The organism is Frankia sp. AiPs1, assembly GCF_023716945.1.
GTDB lineage: Bacteria > Actinomycetota > Actinomycetes > Frankiales > Frankiaceae > Frankia.
In genome coordinates this window covers 1-18,308 of record NZ_JAMQQF010000077.1, presented here as the reverse complement: position 1 = coordinate 18,308, position 18,308 = coordinate 1, and the positions used below count along the sequence as shown (strand labels likewise).

The 18,308-nt window shown below is 69.2% G+C and carries 13 protein-coding genes and 1 CRISPR repeat array; of the genes, 8 read left to right on the top strand and 5 right to left on the bottom strand.

Annotated elements, in window-relative coordinates:
* Window positions 1-118 precede the first annotated feature (118 nt).
* From cas3 to ND748_RS10450, 8 genes are all read left to right on the top strand, one after another.
* Window positions 119-2,425 (top strand): CRISPR-associated helicase Cas3', encoded by a 2,307-nt coding sequence (gene cas3 / locus ND748_RS10485; protein ID WP_308205617.1) that lies wholly within the window; start codon window positions 119-121, stop codon window positions 2,423-2,425.
* A gap of 526 nt (window positions 2,426-2,951) precedes the next feature.
* A complete protein-coding gene (gene cas5c, locus ND748_RS10480) occupies window positions 2,952-3,611 on the top strand; it encodes a type I-C CRISPR-associated protein Cas5c (RefSeq protein ID WP_285901904.1) in 660 nt (219 codons plus the stop codon).
* Window positions 3,611-5,509, top strand: a complete 1,899-nt coding sequence (locus tag ND748_RS10475; protein WP_251745483.1) for a type I-C CRISPR-associated protein Cas8c/Csd1 — start codon at window positions 3,611-3,613, stop codon at window positions 5,507-5,509. Before cas5c ends, ND748_RS10475 begins: the two co-directional genes overlap by 1 nt.
* A 113-nt stretch (window positions 5,510-5,622) precedes the next feature.
* Window positions 5,623-6,540: a type I-C CRISPR-associated protein Cas7/Csd2 gene (gene cas7c, locus ND748_RS10470; protein ID WP_251745482.1), complete on the top strand. Its 918-nt coding sequence runs from the start codon at window positions 5,623-5,625 to the stop codon at window positions 6,538-6,540.
* Window positions 6,537-7,199, top strand: coding sequence for a CRISPR-associated protein Cas4 (gene cas4 / locus ND748_RS10465; RefSeq protein ID WP_251745481.1), 663 nt, complete (start codon window positions 6,537-6,539; stop codon window positions 7,197-7,199). Before cas7c ends, cas4 begins: the two co-directional genes overlap by 4 nt.
* Window positions 7,192-8,226 (top strand): type I-C CRISPR-associated endonuclease Cas1c, encoded by a 1,035-nt coding sequence (cas1c, locus tag ND748_RS10460; RefSeq protein WP_251745480.1) that lies wholly within the window; start codon window positions 7,192-7,194, stop codon window positions 8,224-8,226. The genes cas4 and cas1c overlap by 8 nt, the downstream gene beginning before the upstream one ends.
* A complete protein-coding gene (gene cas2, locus ND748_RS10455) occupies window positions 8,226-8,516 on the top strand; it encodes a CRISPR-associated endonuclease Cas2 (RefSeq protein WP_251745479.1) in 291 nt (96 codons plus the stop codon). Before cas1c ends, cas2 begins: the two co-directional genes overlap by 1 nt.
* A 134-nt stretch (window positions 8,517-8,650) precedes the next feature.
* Window positions 8,651-10,952: a CRISPR direct-repeat array (repeat unit 37 nt; unit sequence GCAGCGCCGGGCATCCGCGCCCGGCGAGGATCGCAAC).
* A gap of 946 nt (window positions 10,953-11,898) precedes the next feature.
* Window positions 11,899-12,117 carry a hypothetical protein gene (locus ND748_RS10450; protein WP_251745478.1) on the top strand — a complete coding sequence of 73 codons (219 nt, stop codon included), beginning with the start codon at window positions 11,899-11,901 and terminating at the stop codon, window positions 12,115-12,117.
* Window positions 12,118-13,173: 1,056 nt separating this feature from the next.
* On the opposite strand, the gene ND748_RS10445 is transcribed toward ND748_RS10450, so the two are convergent.
* The 5 genes from ND748_RS10445 to ND748_RS10425 all read right to left on the bottom strand — a co-directional run bounded on the left by ND748_RS10445 (window position 13,174) and on the right by ND748_RS10425 (window position 18,148).
* Entirely contained in the window at window positions 13,174-13,551 is a 378-nt protein-coding gene (locus tag ND748_RS10445; protein WP_251745477.1) for a hypothetical protein, read from the bottom strand.
* A gap of 204 nt (window positions 13,552-13,755) precedes the next feature.
* Complete coding sequence (locus ND748_RS10440; RefSeq protein WP_251745476.1) at window positions 13,756-14,130, bottom strand: hypothetical protein; 375 nt, start codon at window positions 14,128-14,130, stop codon at window positions 13,756-13,758.
* A gap of 402 nt (window positions 14,131-14,532) precedes the next feature.
* On the bottom strand, window positions 14,533-16,047 hold the full coding sequence (locus ND748_RS33970; RefSeq protein ID WP_285901903.1) for a hypothetical protein: 1,515 nt from the start codon (window positions 16,045-16,047) through the stop codon (window positions 14,533-14,535).
* Window positions 16,048-16,140: 93 nt separating this feature from the next.
* Entirely contained in the window at window positions 16,141-16,443 is a 303-nt protein-coding gene (locus tag ND748_RS10430) for a hypothetical protein (protein WP_251745475.1), read from the bottom strand.
* A gap of 196 nt (window positions 16,444-16,639) precedes the next feature.
* Complete coding sequence (locus ND748_RS10425) at window positions 16,640-18,148, bottom strand: ParB N-terminal domain-containing protein (RefSeq protein WP_251745474.1); 1,509 nt, start codon at window positions 18,146-18,148, stop codon at window positions 16,640-16,642.
* Between the last annotated feature and the right edge of the window lie 160 nt (window positions 18,149-18,308).

Genomic DNA, 18,308 nt, shown 5'->3' with positions numbered 1-18,308 from the left:
TGGGGTTCCGAAGTGAGGGTGAGGGACGGGTTCGAGTTTGTCATGCGGACGGTCGTGTGGGTGCGGCGGCGTTTTTTGTCGGACCCGAGGGGTTGAATCCGGTCGGCGGGGCGGTCCGGTGGCGGCTCGCGTGAGGTGGCCGACGGGGGCCGCGGGAAGGGGGAGCGTGGTGTGGGCGCATAGCGCGAACGGGTCGGGGGTTCGCCATCGGCTTGCTGATCATCTTGAGGGGACGGCTGCGCTGGCGGAGGGGTTCGCGGGGGTGTTCGGGGCTGGGCCGGCGGGCCGGTTCCTGGGTTTGGGTCACGATGCAGGGAAAGGGTCGTGTTCCTGGCAGGAGGGTCTGCTGCGGGCGGAGGTGACGGGCGGCCGGGTGGGCTGGGATCACAAGTCGCTGGCGGTACAACTCGCGCAGCGCCGTGGTGCTGATCTGCCTGGTCTGCTGGGGTTGGTGTTGCATGGCCATCACGGCGGGCTTACCAGCCGCGCGTATGTGAAGAACACGGTTGGGGCGCAGCCGGAGGATGTTCGGCGGGGGTGGGTAGAGGCGGAGACGGCGTTGCGTCCGCTGCTGCCGGAGCTGTTCGGCGGTCCGCCGGTGCCGTTGCCGGCCGGGTTCGACCGGACGGTGGACCAGGAAGTGCTGGTCCGTTTTCTGTACTCGGCGCTGGTGGATTCGGACGGGTTGGATACGGCGGCGCATCGGGCGGGGGGCCGACCCCGGGTGGGGGCACCGGCGGACATGGCGATGTTGTTGGATCGGTTGCTGCGGCGGCGTCGCAGCATGCTGGCCGGGCGGCGGCGGTCGACGGTGGACCGGTGGCGGGACGAGGTGTTCGACGCGTGTGTGCGGTCCGCGGCAGGCGGTTCCGGGTTTTACCGTCTGCCGGCGCCGACGGGGTCGGGCAAGACGATGGCGGCAGCGGCGTTCGGGATCCGGCACGCGTTGGAACAGGGGAAGGCCCGGGTGATCGTCGCGGTGCCCTTCATCACGATCACCGAGCAGAACGCGGCGGTGTTTCGGGGGCTGTTGGACCCGAACGGTCCGGGCGAGGGTGATCCGGTGGTGCTGGAGCACCATTCACAGGTCGTGGTGGACGACGGGTCGCCGCGGCGGCGGTGGGCGCGGTTGGCGGCGGAGAACTGGGATGCGCCGTTCGTGGTGACGACGACGGTGCAGTTGTTCGAGTCGTTGTTCGGGCGGTCGCCGTCGGCGATGCGCAAGGTGCACCGGCTCGCGAACGCGGTGATCGTCCTCGATGAGGTGCAGGCGTTGCCTGCGCCGCTGCTGGTTCCGATCATGGACATGCTGCGGCTGCTGACGGCTCGGTTCGGGACCACGGTGTTGCTGGCGTCGGCGACGCAGCCGGAGCTGTGGACGTTGAATCCGTTGAAGGATGTCCGTCCGGTTGAGGTGATCGAGGATCCGGAGCGGCTGTACAAGGAGCTGCGCCGGGTGCGGTACGAGTGGTGGGTGCAGCCGCGGCCGACGTGGGAGCAGGTCGCCGACCGGGTCGCTGATCCGGTGCGGGCCGGGTCGGATCGGTCGTTGACGGTGGTGAACACGGTCGCGGACGCCCGCCGGTTGCGGGATCTGGTTGCCGATCGGGTGCCGGCGGGGACGCCGGTGCTGCACCTGTCGAGCGTCATGTGCCCGGCGCACCGCCAGCAGATCCTCGCCGAGGTGAAGGAGCGGCTCGGGGCGGGCGAGCCGGTGCGGCTGGTCAGCACGCAGCTCATCGAAGCCGGTGTGGATCTTGATTTCCCGGTGGTATTCCGGGGGATGGCCCCGGCGGACGCGTTGCAGCAGGCGGCGGGACGGGCGAACCGGGAAGGCCACCTCGGCCGTGAAGGCGGCCTGGTGGTCGTGTTCGACCCGGACGGGGGAGGGATGCCGCCGTCGTACCGGTTGCCGATCGGTCTGACCCGGGAGCACGTCGGTCCGGGCCTTGCCGATCCGGACGATCTCGATGCGCTCCGTGGCTACTACACCGGCTACTTCGCCGGGCCGATCGTGCGCGGCGCGAAGAGTCGTGGGGCGGCGGTGCAGAGCAACCGGGCGGGGCTCGACTTCCGGGCCGTCACCGACGGCCCGCTGCGCAACGTCGGGCAGGACGGGGAGCGGGATCGGTCCCTCGCCTTCCGGATGATCGACGAGGACACGGTGCCCGTCGCGGTTCTCTACAAGCCGGCCGCAGAACTGGTTCAGGCTCTGCTCGCCGAGCTGCGTACGAACCCGAAGCCGGACCCGTCGGTGTTCCGCCGGTTGCAGCCCTACCAGGTCATGATCCAGCGGCGGACACGTCTGCGTTCCGACGTCGCCGCTCTGTGCCGTCCCGTCGTCGGTGACCTGGTCGAATGGCTCGGAGAGTATGACGAGGCTGGTCTTGTCCTTACCCCGTCCGGCGCCGACTTCCTTGCTTGAGAGCAGCATCTGCCAAAGGTGCGGAGATCGGGAAACGGGTTGCCTGTGTGCCTCGGTGTTCGGCTGTGTGCCTTCTTCATGGGCACTCTTCGAGGGGGTGGGCGTGGGGTCGGTGGTGGGCTGTGTAAGAATGGCTTCGACGGGATGACCTCGTCGTGCGACAGCCGGTGATCATGCTGTCGAGGATCCGAACGGCTGAGTGCCGTGGCACGGGCACGTAGAATCCCCGATCTCGAAGGTCGAGGATAACTCTCATTCGTTCACGTGGGCGGAAGTAGTTGAGATGGCCCGCGTAGCAGAGGTGAGGCGAAGTATGGCTGCTGACTCTTTCGGCGCATCCACCGGATAGGCAATCGTCCTGCTCGGAGAGTAAAAGTAGAGCGCATACGCATGTCGTTGCCATGCGTTTCTGTGTAGTGCCCAAAATCAGAGTTTGATCCGTTCTGTGGAATGTGTCATGCTGTGCATTTCTGCTTGCGGGCCCGGTCGAGAATTTCTCTTTCGAGACGGAAGGATGTGGGCAGTGATGGTGGCTCGGTCATCGTCGGCGGATCCGCCGGTGGTGGTGCAGGTTTGGGCCGAGGGCGGGTTGTTCACCCGCCCGGAGCTTCGGGTGGAACGGGTGACCTACCCGGTGCTGACGCCGACGGCGGCGGTCGGGATCCTGGAGTCGATCTTCTGGAAGCCGGAGTTCCACTGGGTACCGGTCAAGATCGAGGTGCTGAAGCCCATCAACCAGTTCACGTTGCGACGCAACGAGACCCATGATCTTCCGTCGTTGGCGGACGCGGCCGGCGGTCTGCGGCGAGTGGATACCGTCGGGCATCGGGATCAGCGCAACGCGGTGTGTCTGAAGGAGGTGGCATACCGGATCCATGCCCAGGTGGAGCTGGCGGCGCATGCGACGAAGCCGACGGCGGCCTACCGCGATCAGTTCCGCCGCCGGGTAGCCCGTGGGTCCTGCTTTCAGCAGCCGAGCATGGGCACCCGCGAGTTCCCCGCGTACTTCGGCCCGCCGGATGAGACCCCGCCGATCGACGTGACAGAGGACCTCGGGCGCATGTTGCTGCGGATCCATCACGGCTCGCCGCCCGTGTCCGAATTCTTCGATGCTCGGTTGGCGTCCGGTGTCGTGCACATCCCGCGCGCGGGCGTGCGGGATGGTTCCGCGACGGTGGTGGCCTGATGCTGCTGCAACGCCTCGTCGCCTACGAGCCCCCGTCGATTCCCGGATTTGAGGATGCGGCCCTTCCACCGTTCTTCCGAGAACGGCCGATGCGCTGGGGGCTGCGAATCACCCCGGATGGCCGGCTGAGGTCTCCCCATCTGATCGATCTGGCGAATCCGGCCGATCGGCAGGCCAAGTTCGGTCAACCTGGCCCGGCGCCCTACCTGGCTCGGTCGTCGGGATTTTCTCCACTCCTCGGCGCTGACGGCATTAAGTATGTACTCGGCTGGACCGACGATAAATCCGAGCCGGAAAAGTTCGCGGGCTATCACGCCGCATCCATCGCACTGGTCGCCGCCTGGGCGGCATCGGCTTCGGCCGATCCGGTAGCGCAGGCTTGCGCCCGTTTCTTCACCGACGGCCACCACCACGCGGTGCTCCAGCCGGAGAGCTGGAAGTCGACGGATAGCGTGGTCCTGCTTGTCGGCGCGGATGGCCACTGGGTGACGGAGGAGCCGACGCTGCGGGCGTTTTGGGCGCGTGAGGTCCAGCGACGCAAGGCCGGCGGCCAAGCCAAGAATCGCGCCGGCCGGTCGGGGATCTGCCTGGTGTGCGGGCAGAGCGGGGTGCTCGTCGACCGGTTCCCCCTGCAGCTGCCGCAGCGGCTGGTCCCGGGCTGCAACCAGCCGTCCGGGGCCGCGCTGGTCTCGGCAAACAAGACCATCCACACCTACGACTTCACCAAGAACCTGACGGTAGTGCCGATCTGCCTGGGCTGCGCGCAGCGGTCGGTGGCGAATCTGGAATATCTCCTCGACGACTCCTCGCATGCGCTTGCTTGCGGGGACAGCCGGATGACGTGGTGGACGATCGGTCGCGACTTCGACCTGCACCACACGGTAGAGAAGCCGGACCCGCAGCAGATCGTCGACATGGTCAACCGCGTGCACCATGGCGCTGGAGCGGTGCCGGTCGAGGACCCGGATCGGTTCTGCTCGCTGACGATCAGCGGGAACACCTCCCGGGTGATGATCCGGGACTGGATCGATATGCCTCTGACGGACCTCGAGGCCAACCTCACCGCCTGGTTCGCTGACCATCAGATGCACGGGATCAGCAACGACCGCGGCGGCTATCTGCCGCTGGTGCGGTTGGAACTGGCCACCGGCCGCTGGATCGCGACCCGGGGCGGTGACGGGCAGTCAGGTGAGTACGCCCGCTTCGAGGCCAGGAACGCTCAACGTCCCGACGGGGTGCGCCGCCAGCTGCTCCAGACCGCAGTCAAAGGCGTGGCGTTGCCGCCGGCGGTGTTCTCCCACCTGCTGACCCGGATCCGCACCGACGGTCACGTCGACGATCCCCGCGCGGCGCTGCTGCGCCTCGCGCTGGTCCGTCGTGCCCGCCACCATCCCACCGACGGAAGGAGCCTGTTCGTGCCCGGCCCCGGTCTCGACCCTGACAGCCACGACCCCGCCTACGTCGCCGGGCGGATCTTCGCCCAGCTCGAGACGATCCAGTACTACGCCGCCCGCGTCGGCCGAGGCAAGGAAGACCGGCTCAACGCCACCTTCGCCGACCGGCATCTCGCCGGGGCGATCGCCAACCCGACGATCGCGCTGATCGAGGGGCAGAAACTGGCCCAGCCGTGGTTGAAGAAGATCGGCCGGGGCCAGCCCGGCGTGGCCGTGAACCTGCGCCGCCAGCTGTCCGACCTGTTTGATCTTCTCGACGGTGCGGCGGGGCTGCCTGGACGGGCGCAGCTCGACGAGCAGGCCCGGTTCATTCTCGGCTACCACCATCACCGGGCCGATTCGATCCGCCGCGGGATGGCCGCGAACGCCGCGAAGACTTCCACTCCGTCGCCGGCGGGAGCCCCGGCCAGCGCGGACACGGCCGCTGACGACTCGATCGTCTGACCGGCGCACCCTATCGTCCGGCCGGCCGGCCGAGCGCGGTACCTGGACGGCGACCGACCTTGTCCTCCATCACACCGATAGCAGATCCACGTTCCGACCAAGGAGTTGTTCTCATGCCGACCTTCACCCTTGACCCCGAGCACAAGCACGACATGGTCCTGCTCTTCGACGTCGCCGACGGCAATCCCAACGGCGACCCGGACGCCGGGAACCGACCCCGCACCGACGACGAGACCGGCCACGGCCTCGTGACCGACGTCGCGATCAAAAGGAAGGTCCGCGACACCCTGCCCCTGGCTGCGCAGGCCGCCGGTGCCGACCTCGCCCGCTACCAGATCTTCGTCGAGGCCGGGCATGCGCTGAATACCCGCCTCGAGGAGTCCTACACCGAGAACGGCATCAAGTTCGAAGGCAAAGAGGGCAAGGAGCAGAAGAAGCGGATCGCCACGCGAGAGGAAGCGGATACGGCACGGAACTGGCTGGCGGCACGCTACTTCGACATCCGTCTTTTCGGCGCGGTCATGTCCACAGGAAGGACTCCCTCGCTGGGACAGATCCGGGGTCCCATTCAGGTCGGCATGGCCCGGTCCCTCGACCCGGTCCTGCCCGTCGACCACGCCATCACCCGGGTCACCCAGACCACCCAGGCTGACATCGACAAGGGGGAGAGCACGGAGATGGGCGGCAAGTGGACCGTCCCCTACGGCCTGTACCGGGCGGAGATCCACTACACGGCGGCCCGGGGTCGCCAGACCGGCGTGACCGCCGACGACCTCGACCTGTTCCTGCGGACCCTGGTCAACATGTTCGACCACGACCGGTCCGCGACCCGCGGCGAGATGGCCACCCGCGGCCTGTACGTGTTCAGCCACGATAACGCCTTCGGCTCCGCCCCGGCGCACACCCTGTCCGCCCGCATCCGCCCCCACCGGATCATCGACGGGGTGCCCAGGTCGTTCGGTGACTACAAGGTCGACGTCGACGGCACCGACCTGCCGGGCGGTGTGACCCTCACCCGCGTCCTGGGATGACCGACACCCCGCAGACGTGGCTCAACGGGGACAGCCAGGCTGGCCGGCTCCCGCTGTCGGCGTTGGAGCACCACGCTTACTGTCCCCGCCAGGCCGCGCTCATCCACCTCGACGGAGTGTTCACCGACAACGTCGACACCGCTCGCGGCGACGTCGCCCACGCCCGCGTGCACAGCCCCTCCCCGGCGATCCCGCTGCCTAGGGGAAGCCGGGTCCGGCAGATCACCGGCATGCAGGTGTGGAGCGACCGCCACGGCCTGTACGGCATCTGCGACGTCGTCGAGTTCACCGCCAGCAGCGCCGTGCCCGTCGAGCACAAAGTCGGCCGCTACCTCCCCGACGGGCCCGCGGACCTCCAGGCCGGCGCCCAGGCGCTGTGCCTGCGCGAGATGCTCACCCTCGACGTCCCCTATGCCGAGGTCTTCTCACACGCCGACCGCCGACGCCACCGGGTCGAGCTCACCGACCAGCTCACCGACCGCATCCTTCACGCCGCCGCGCAGATGCGGACCATCCTCGCCGGCAACCGCCTGCCCACGGCGGTCCCGGACCGCCGCTGCCGGCGATGCTCCCTGGCCGACGACTGCCTGCCCGCCCTCACCGCCAGCCGCACCCTCGACCCGTTCACCCCACGACCCGCTGGACACTGGCATGGCTGAACTGCTCAACACCCTCTACGCCACCACCCCGGGAACCAGCCTGCACCTCGACGGCGACGCCGTCCGGGTCTGGCATCCCGACGACGACCAGCGCCGCCGCCTGCTTCCCCTGATCCGTATCGACCACATCGTCGCCTTCGGCGGGGTCACCATCACCGACGACCTTCTCCAGCGCTGCGCCACGGACCGCCGCTCCGTCACCTGGCTCGCCGGCACCGGTCGATTCCGCGCCCGCGTCGACGGCCCCGCCGGCGGCAACCCCCACCTGCGCCTCGCCCAGCACGACCACCTCCGCGACGACACCCAACGCCTCACCCTCGCCAAGGCCTTCATCGCCGGGAAACTGCAGAACAGCCGCCAACTGCTGCTGCGCGCCGCCCGCGACGCCACCAGCGAACGCCAAACCGCCCTACGCGACACCGCCGGACACCTCGCCGAGTCCCTGACCGCCCTGCGCGGCGCCGCGACGATTCCCGAAGCGATGGGCGTCGAAGGACACGCCGCCCGCCGCTACATCGCCACCTGGTCACACCTGCTCACCAGCAATGCCACCATCAGCGCACCCCCCGGACGGACCAGTCGACCCGCCACCGATCCGCTCAACGCCGCCCTGTCCTTCGGCTACGCCCTGCTCCGCGTCGCCGTCCACGGCGCCCTCGACCACGTCGGCCTTGACCCCCACATCGGCTACCTCCACGGCATCCGCCCCGGCAAGCCTGCCCTCGCCCTCGACCTCATGGAAGAATTCCGCGCCCTGCTCGTCGACCGGCTTGTCTTCACCGCGTTCAACCAGCGCCAATTCACCGCTGCCGACTTCCACAGCCAACCCGGCGGCGCCTGCCAGCTCACCGACACCGGCCGGAAAACCTACCTTGCTCTGTGGAGCGACGCCCGCAGCCGTCCCTGGCCGCACACCCTGCTCGCCCACGACACCCTCGCCGCGACCCTGCCCCTGCTCCAAGCCCGCATCCTCGCCCGCTACCTGCGCGGCGATATCCCCGACTACCAGCCCTGGACCCCCGCCTGATGGACCTCCTCGTCACCTACGACGTCGACACCACCACCCCTGACGGCACCCGCCGACTCCGCAGAGTCGCGAAGATCTGCGAAGGGCACGGCATCCGCGTCCAGAAATCCGTCTTCGAAATCGTCTGCACCGACACCCAACGCGTCACCCTCGAACACCAGATCAGCCAGGTCATCGACGACACCCTCGACAGCATCCGCATCTACCAGTTACCTCAGAACACCCTCGACCACGTCCACCACCTCGGCACCGGCATCCACCCCACCCATCGCCACGACCACATCCTCTGACCACCTCGGAACCCCAAGCATCCCCGCCAAACCCCATACCTTCCGAAGCGGAAATCGGCATATAGCGGTACAGGACGCTGCCACATTGGGGACAGGCGCACCTCTCCCATTCGCAAAACCCCTGGTCGGACAGGGCAGCGCCGGGCCTCCGCGCCCGGCGAGGATCGCAACCCGCAGTGGCTGCAGCGATTACCACCGCTGTCCGTGGCAGCGCCGGGCATCCGCGCCCGGCGAGGATCGCAACCGCTCATTGTTCGACATTTCTGCTCTCCCTTTTCGAGCAGCGCCGGGCATCCGCGCCCGGCGAGGATCGCAACGTCATGTCCGGGCCCAACACGAACGTGCCGGGCCCGGCAGCGCCGGGCATCCGCGCCCGGCGAGGATCGCAACCGCCCATGTCCAAGGGCAGCGGCCGGCGGGTCGCCCCGGCAGCGCCGGGCATCCGCGCCCGGCGAGGATCGCAACCGAATGATCAGCTTGCCGAGAGGGCCGATCTCGCCCGTGCAGCGCCGGGCATCCGCGCCCGGCGAGGATCGCAACCCAACCTCGCCGCCGGGCACGGCCTCGCGGAGGAGCAGCGCCGGGCATCCGCGCCCGGCGAGGATCGCAACCGCCTTGAGCTTGTCGTACTCGGCGAGCAGCACCGGCAGCGCCGGGCATCCGCGCCCGGCGAGGATCGCAACCGCCCGGCTCTCCCGGGGCATTACCGTCCCCACCCGGCAGCGCCGGGCATCCGCGCCCGGCGAGGATCGCAACTTCCCGCAACCGAAATCGTCCTCGGGCGGGGCATCCGCGCAGCGCCGGGCATCCGCGCCCGGCGAGGATCGCAACGGGCGTCATTGATCCTCATCGTGATGGGAGGTCGAGCAGCGCCGGGCATCCGCGCCCGGCGAGGATCGCAACGGCGACGTCGCCCTGGCCCACGACGGCAGCCGCGGGCAGCGCCGGGCATCCGCGCCCGGCGAGGATCGCAACTGCGAGGCCCCATGAGTGACTTCCCGCCCGTTCAGAGCAGCGCCGGGCATCCGCGCCCGGCGAGGATCGCAACGTCAATCCGTGGGCGGCCATCCCGGCCGCCCTGGTGGCAGCGCCGGGCATCCGCGCCCGGCGAGGATCGCAACTGGTGTGGGTGAAGGGTGCGAGCGAGCTCTGGCGGCAGCGCCGGGCATCCGCGCCCGGCGAGGATCGCAACCTCGTCGAGGAAATCACGGAGCGACACAATGACCGCGCAGCAGCGCCGGGCATCCGCGCCCGGCGAGGATCGCAACCTGTCGGGGCGGGTACGGCGCGGCTACCAGCGGATCAGCAGCGCCGGGCATCCGCGCCCGGCGAGGATCGCAACACCGCGGTGCCGGAGGTGTCAACGGTGGGGGCGATCGCAGCGCCGGGCATCCGCGCCCGGCGAGGATCGCAACAAGCTGATCGACGTGCAGTGCGACGTCGACGTGTGCGGCAGCGCCGGGCATCCGCGCCCGGCGAGGATCGCAACCACAAGATCTACCTCACCCTGGTCGGCCGGCCGTACGCAGCGCCGGGCATCCGCGCCCGGCGAGGATCGCAACCGAGGATCTCCTCTTTGAGCTGGTCGCTGGCCCCGGGAGCGCCGGGCATCCGCGCCCGGCGAGGATCGCAACTGCTGAGCAGGACGGACGTCGAGACCGGCGTCATCAGGCAGCGCCGGGCATCCGCACCCGGCGAGGATCGCAACCACTCGGGGTGCGGGCGGGCTGCGCGCCGGTCGGAGCAGCGCCGGGCATCCGCGCCCGGCGAGGATCGCAACCCCTGCCGCGCGGCACCGGTGAGGTAGCAGAAATACGGGCAGCGCCGGGCATCCGCGCCCGGCGAGGATCGCAACGTCACCTTCGTGCCTGCGGCGTGGGTCGCCGGAGCGGCAGCGCCGGGCATCCGCGCCCGGCGAGGATCGCAACCGTCCGCGGGGCCGAGCCACCGCGGTAGCCGACTGCAGCGCCGGGCATCCGCGCCCGGCGAGGATCGCAACATCGGCGGTTGGCCGTTTTCTTGGCGTTTCCTCGGCGGCAGCGCCGGGCATCCGCGTCCGGCGAGGATCGCAACAGCGAAATGCGCTTCGGGTCGATGATGGGAATCCGGTGCAGCGCCGGGCATCCGCGCCCGGCGAGGATCGCAACTCCGGGTGGACACCGGACGTGTCCATGTACGAGGCAGCGCCGGGCATCCGCGCCCAGCGAGGATCGCAACCACTTACCGGGCTGTTCTTTGATCTCGAGATTTGCCGGCAGCGCCGGGCACCCGCGCCCGGCGAGGATCGCAACCTGCCAACGCCGAGCGGCAGCCGGTGGACCAGGGCCAGCAGCGCCGGGCATCCGCGGCCGGCGAGGATCGCAACCCCCGGGTCGCTGCGAGCCCGTAAGCGTCCGCTTGCAGCGCCGGGCATCCGCGCCCAGCGAAGATCGCAACGACATCGACGGTGTCGAGCGCAGCGATTCCTGCCCTGCCTTCAACCCTGTTCGGCATTCGCCAAAGTGACCGAGAAGACCCCCGAATCCTCGCTACCAAGAAGTATCCTAAGGTGTCGACATCCTGTATCGGCAAGCAACCTCTCGAATGAGTGGGCTGCCTTTGGCGTGTTCCGATCGGCTAAGCGTGGCCTTTCACGATAGGGCCGCGCTGTTCCGGATCCTCGTTTTGCTAGTGACGCAGGCCGCCATCAGGCCGCCCCTGGTATCCCATCGCTGCACGTCGACCCAATCCGTCGCTGGACGACCTGCAATATCCAACTTCACGGCACGAAAATGACCCTTTATCTGTCGACATTATCCTGGATTCCCGGGTCGGGCCACGGAAATAACCCCTCCGGCGACACGTCGAAGCAAGGCGGAGGGCTTCGCTACAATCCTGGCTGGTCAGATTGTGCTGGCGTGCACCTTGAGGTCGAAGCCCCGATACCTGGGATCGTGAATCGTGCGAATGGGTAGAGCGGCTCTGAGGATCACGTGATGGCCGTGGCAGGAGGGAAGTATCGGGGAAGAAGACTTCCCAGTGTCGAGGGGTGACATTCTGGGATGGTCATCCGGGCAGGGTGAAATGACGACGTCGAGGCGGTACTTACCTACTGGACCTGGGGCGTAGATGGCATGAAATAGCCGCCTTACAGCACGTCACATCTAGTCGCTATTCCGATGGCTACTATGGACATGTTGAGACATGGCGAACGACCTTGCCATTCACGCTGCACAGACAGTGGGATTGGCTGTGCCGGGTGGGGATTGCTACGTAGATAGTCTAGCGGGCTCGCGGGATCGGTTGGTCGGCCGGCCGTTTTTGCTGAATGTAATGGGTTGCCGAAATAGGGTTGTGGGGCTATCGTGTTCCGGAGGGTCGCGCTTAGCGAATTGGGGAGTGTGTGAAGATGCTCGAACGCATAGCTTACGACGTGGCCACGGTGTTTCGGCCGCGAGTCCGCCCCACCCGTCGAGGAGTGGTCGCTCTGGTCGGCCTATGGCTGGTGCTGTTCGCGGTGGCCGCCGCCTTCGCGGATACGTGGGCTGGTTTGATTGGCCTCGCCGTGCTCATTGTGGTGCCGGTCGCCGTTGGTGCCGCCGCGATGCTCCGCACTGTCTGATCTGATCTTTGATTCGTGCGTTGCAGGCGGCGGTTTTAGTCAGGTCCCGGTTGGCAGTACTTGTGGCGTTGTGGTAAGTGGTGTGGTGTTCGTCCCGGTGCCGACATCGGGCGAAGTCGGGTCCGACGGTGGTGAGGTTCGGTCACGGCCCCGTCGAGCGGCAACGTTCGGGCGAGACGTGCCTGGAAGGTCCTGCCCGGAGGGCAGGACCTTCATATGTGCCTTCGCGATTTCGTGCGCGAGAGTGTCATCGGTGGGTTCGTATGGTTGTGATCTTGTGGCGGTGGTTTCGCAAAGTTCGGGTCTAGGTGCTGGTTGCCCTCGTAGCCGTCTCGGGGTGCGGGTGGTCGGATGGGTAGCAGCCGAGTGATCATTCGCGCATCAAGATCAGATAAGTGGTTTGGCGTGCTCCGAACGATTAAGAACCTGGTGGGCTGACGGAAGCGGCTTGAGGTGCTGACGGCCGGACCCCCACCGAGCTAGCGGCCGTCGGCCGGGCGCCGCGAGGTTCCTGCTGCCGGCGCGGGCTGACGGGCTGGTGGGCCGCGGGTGAACCGCGGCGGCAGTCAGGGGTGCGCCGCGCCCATCGGCACTTCGAGGCCTATGTGACGGCTGCCCGGTAGGTAGACGGCCAGGCAGAGGGTCGGCATGTTGACGGGGGTGCGGGATGCCGAGGACCTGGATCGGCGGGTCGATGGGGCTCGAATCTGGGCCGCAGACGGGCGTGCTGTCAGAGTTCCGGGCCGAGATCGGTGGTGCCGGGGCCGGGGGCGGCGATGGAGTGATCTGGGAGAGGTCTGTGGGCAGCCGGGGCTTCTGGGCGTCGGCGGATGTTCCCGCCGAACGACCCGGGAGCGTTCCCCGCCGCAGGTCAAAGGCCGCACATGGCCCAGTAGCAGTGGGGGCGGGGGGCGGCGTCTCGACGCTGAGCTTCGCCGGTGGGCCCGGTGTCGCTGACAGCCCGGACGCCGCGGTGATGCGCCAGATGGGGGAACGGCCCGCCGGTGCGGCGGGCCTGGGGGTGATGTGTGGGCGTCGCTGGCGGCCTGTGTTGGCCTACGGCAGTTCGACGAAGTGATTGCTGCGTAGCCGCGCCGGTGCAAGCTGGGCGATGGCGTGCACGTCGCCGTCCACGCCATCGTCGAGGAGATCCTCGAAGATGGCACTGGATGCTTGGTTGTAGAGGTCTGCGAGCACGATGCCGTCGGGCCCGTCCACCTGCGTAACGCACCAGCCGTCCTCGTCCTTCTCGACGCGGACTCTTACGGCTGTGGGGAGCCGGCGACGAATCTTCCCGCCCATCAGCCTGGTAAGTGCATCTAAGTAAGGGGCGCGGGCCGTGTAGAACGCCACGCGGGCAGCGTCCACGTGTGCTTCGAGCCGCCGGATATCGGCGTCGCTGGGCGGCGTCGGTGGGATGTGCGCTGGTGGCACAGAAATTCCCCTCCTGGGGAAGGTCACGGGTGGTGTGTGGGTTCCGGCCTGCTGCTCAGGTTCCCAGGGTGGGTAGCGGTTGTGGGGCGCAGGGTGGTAGAGGTTGTGGGCGGGGAACGTTCCCGGCGAGCGACCCGGGAATGTTCCCCGCCGCAGGTCAGGCCGTGCCCGCCCCGGTGGGCGCGGGCACGGCCCGGGCGGCGGTCAGGCGGTGGCGGTGGCCGCTGCGATGTGCTCGCGGGAGGGGCGGAAGTCGATGGCGGCGGCGATGTAGTCGATGCTGCCGCGCGGCTGGTTCTGCTTGTTGAGGTATCCGCGGGCCTGAACGTCGCGGACGGTGACGGTGATCCAGTCGCCGACGTTCAGGGATTCATCCTGGACGCGGGTCGCGAGAACTCCGAATGCCTTCACCTGGGCGTAGTGGAGTCGCCCGGGATGCACAGTGTCGCCCTCGATGACGTTGGGAAGGCGGAGGCAGATAGGAATGCTGGCCCAGAGGCTGGACTGGTTTTTCGTCGGGGCAATGTGCGGTGGCTTTTCCACAAAAGCAGTCAGGGTGAAGTTGAGCATTCCAATCATCATGTCCTCCTTGCCGAGCCGGGAAGGGCGGGTCTGTGTGACCCTGGTCTGGTTTTCCTCCCGATGGTGCAGAGAAGGCGCCGGACGGGGGACCGGGTCAGCCTGCCGGCCCGGCCGGCCAAGATGCTGCACGGCGCGGGATGAGGAAACAGCGCCGGCGAAGCCGGCTCCGCTGTTTCCCGCGCCGTGGAGGATCTGTGTGGCGGGCGGATGAGCCGGTTGGTTGATGCGGGCACACGGCCGGAGCATGATCCTCGTGCCGGGAGGAAAGAACAGACTGTGAAGTCAACACATTGCGCGACTGGGGACCTGCGAGGGCCGCGGGATCGGAAAGCAGTCTGGCTGTGGAGACACCTGGTGGCTGGGGTAGGGCGGCAAAAGGTGCGAGTGGCGCCGGTGTGGTTACTGACGACGATTGCGGGTGCCGTCGAACCGGGCCGTGGGCGAGGAGCCGAGACGGTATTGGGCGGCGACGTCGGCGTGGGCCTGCTGGGTGGCGTAGGCGGACCGTCCGCCGGCGTTCTCGATGGCGGCGACGGTGGACGTGTCGAGCTGCCCGCGGCGCTCGGCATCGTCGAGGTCGCGCAGGATCCGCTGGCGGGTCTCCTGGAAGGCGTCGCGTGCCGCGTCGGGCAGGGGCTGGGCTGCCCGCTCGCGGCGGAGGACTTCCTGCGGTGACACGGGCCGTCCGGAGGCCGCGGACATGCGCACGCGGCGGGCGTCGCGGTCGGCTGCGGCGGCCGTCTGTCGATCGGCCTCCTCTTGCCGCCGGGCCGCGGCAAGGGTGTTGTTGACCGTGGCCACGGCGGGGTCGTGGTCCTCAGGGGTTGGGCGGCGCAGGTGGCTGGGATGCAAGGCCAGGACCGTGAACTGGGAGCCGTCGTCGAGGTTGTTACGGATGGCGACGAACACCCGGCCGCCGGGGCCGGCGATGTCCAGTAGAAGGCCGGGGCCGTGCGGGGTGCGCACTTGGCCGTCGCCGCCGGCGATGCGCCGTAGGTCGGCGGGGCGGAGAGGCCTGTCGGTGTGGTCGCGCGGGCGCCGCGGTGGGCTATCGACGGGGGATCTGCTCAGGTGTGGCGCCCTGGCGCCGCCGGCGGTGGTCCTGACAGTTGGAGAATCGAGGCGATGTGGGCCGGGCAGCGCCATGAGCGAAGATCGGGACGAATGCTGCACCGCGTCTTGCGGGCCGGGGACGTCAGGGACTGGTGCGGCCACTTCGAGTGTCGGCGGTTGGATGCCGCGGCGTCGGTGGGATGCGGCCCCGGCGCTGCTGCTGATCTGGTCGGCGGCGCAGCCTCGGCCATGGGTGTGGGCTGCGTCGGCGCCTTCTGACGTGCTTGGCGCGGCCTGATCGTGGGCGTCAGAGTGGCGTGGGATGCGGGCGGGTAGCGGCGGAATGCCGTATCCGTGGCGTTCCTCGATCGCTTTCTGCAGCGCGTTCCACCGTCGCAGGTCCGCGACGTGTCGGGTGCGGTCAAGGACGTCGACAGCGAAGCTGTCACGGGCGGCTTCGGCGTTGCGCAGCGCGCCGACAGCGTCTTCTGTGTTCCGCGCGGCCCTCCGCTGGGCGCGGACCCTGGCGAGTGCCTGGGAGTGGGTACGGACCAGCGCGGCATAGTCCTCTGCGACGTGGCGTAGCTGGGCGTCGTCGTCCAGATCGATCAGGCCTCGGGAGCGGGCGATGGCGTCGCGGGCGATGGTGGCGATGAGGTCTGCGGCGGGGGTTGCGTCGGCGACGTCGAGGCCTCGCGCGGCGGCCTCGGCGGCGAGAACGGCCCAGGAGGAGCCGGCGAGCGCCTGGCGTGCATCGCGGACAGTGGTGGCTGTGGTAAGCGCAGCGGCCTGGGCGGTGGTCAGGAGCCGGCTACGGGCGGAGGCGCTGCGTTGGGAGGGGGCGATGACGGGGGCGGGCATGCGAAGTCCTCTCACAGTTATGGACCGGCCCGTGCCATCACGGACAGCCGCAGGGGCACCGCGGTCGGGGCGGTGACACGGCCGTCTGCGCCGTCAGGTCGGGGTCTCGCTGGCCGGCGTCACGTCGACGGTCGGGCCGTTGAGAGCGTCGGCCAGAGCGTCGATGACAGCGCGTAGCGTGGCCCGGCTGCCGGCCCCGAAGACGTCTTGTTCCCGCAGAGACCAGGAAGTGGCCATCGGGCCCGGCTCAGCCGGGTGGATGGCCAGGACGCTGCGGATGGCCGCGCGGTACATGACCACGGTGATCGGGGGATCGCCCGCAGGGTCCTGGTCGTAGGCAGTGTCCCGAGCGAGCAACGTTGCGATCGTGTCTCTCGTACGTTCAGTGCCGGCCATGGGTGCTTCCTCACAGGTCGATGGCAGAAGAGATGAGGTGGGGTTCTCGCCTGCCCAGGAGACGAGGCCGCCGCCTGGGCAGGCGGGCGAACAGAGACGGTGGAACTGGGGCAGGGTTGCTGTTGCGTGGCGCGGATGTCGGCGCGCCACGGACCGGACCGTCCGACGGCCGGCGGTCCGTGGCGCTGACGGGGGGTCAGGATTCGTCGGGCGGGGTGGCGTCGGCAGTGGGTGCTGCCGGCGGGATGGTGGTCTCGGCTGGCGCGGCGGGTGCGGGGGTGCTGGCGCTGGCGGGGTCCGCGGAGGGTGTTTCGACGGGCGGCGTCGGCGAGGTGGAGGCGGGGTGGGCGACGGCCCGTTCAATGTCGGCGAGGGGGTAGCCCCACTGTTCGAGTGCGGCGAGGTAGCGGCGGGCGGTCGGGGTGGGGGAGCGCCAGATGTGCACGCCGAAGGTGTCCTCGTAGGCGGCGAGGATGAGTCCCAGAGCGAGAACCTGCGCGCGGGGTTCGGCCGCCGACTCGATCATTGAGGCGAGCTGGGTCAGTTCCAGGGGTGTGTCGGGGTCGCCGAGGAGGCTGGCGGCGAGGGGGTGGTGCCGGTCGAGGGCGCGAGACAGCTCGGGGCCGCCGGCAGCGAGGCGGGCGGCGACGAAGCGCGCGGTGTCCGGGGGTGGGGTGCGGCGGGCGAGGAATGTGCGCAGCCAGGCGCGGCGTACGGTGGTCGCCGCGCGCCACGCCTTGTTGCTTTCGATGACGGTGGCGCGTTCGGCTCGGGCGAGGGCTCCTGACGGGTCGGCGCCGCCGGTGGTGTTGCTGCGGGCGGCGAAACGGTCGGTGTGGCCGTGGGTGGTGGGGTGGGTGCAGACATAGATGGGGATGTGGCTCCTGGCGTTCTCAATGTCGTCGTGGTGGCGGTAGGTCGGGACGAGGTAGGCGGCGTGTCCAGGGCAGGTGCGGTGGGACTCGGCGGTGAGTGGGGTGCCGTCGTGGGCGAGCTGGGTGAGCGGCAGCGCCGGATTGTCGGTGGTGGGGTGGTCGATGACCGCCACGCCGCTGTCTCGGAGGGCTTGGGCGGCATGGTCGCGGGCGGCGCGCTCGGCGAGGTCGTCACGCAGGCGCTGGGCGGTGTGGTCGAAGCCGCCGGTACGGGCAGCGTCGAGTAGGGCTTTGACCGCGTCGGGGTCCTGGTCGAACTCGGCCAGGGTGGCTGCCTGGGTGAGGTCGAGGTGGTGCTCGTCGGTGGCGCCGCGGGCTGCAGGGGAGGCTGCCACGGTCAGCGCGGCGGTGATGCGATCGCGGGGGCTGCGGGTACGTCGGGCGATGGAGGCCGGGGACAGGCCGAAGGCGGCGAGCTGCTCCACGGCAGTGATCTTGTCGGCGTCGGTGAGGCCGGCGCGGTGTTCGTTCTCGGCCCACTGGGCGAGGAGCCGGCTGATCTGGGTCTTGTTGGTGTCGGTGTCCTCGCCGATGACGACGACGGGCACGGTGGGCAGACCGGCGTCGATGGCTGCGAGGGTGCGGCGGTGGCCGTGGCGGACCCGAATTCCGTCGGTGGCCTGGACGGCGATGATCGGGATGAGGATCCCGTGGTCCTTGACGGAGGCGACGAGGTCGCGGTCGGCCGTGGTCGTGAGGCGCAGGTTGCGGTCCAGCAGGAGGCTGCGGGGATCGATCTGCTGGAGGGTGTGGTCGGACGCTACGGTCATGGACGGAGTCCTTCCGGTGGGGAGGCGGGCTGCCGCGCGCGGTGCTGGCCGGCGCGGGCAGCCGGGATGCCGACGACAACGGGCGTGGGGGGGGGGGGGGGGGGGGGGGGGGGGGGGGGGGGGGGGGGGGGGGGGGGGGGGGGGGGGGGGGGGGGGGGGG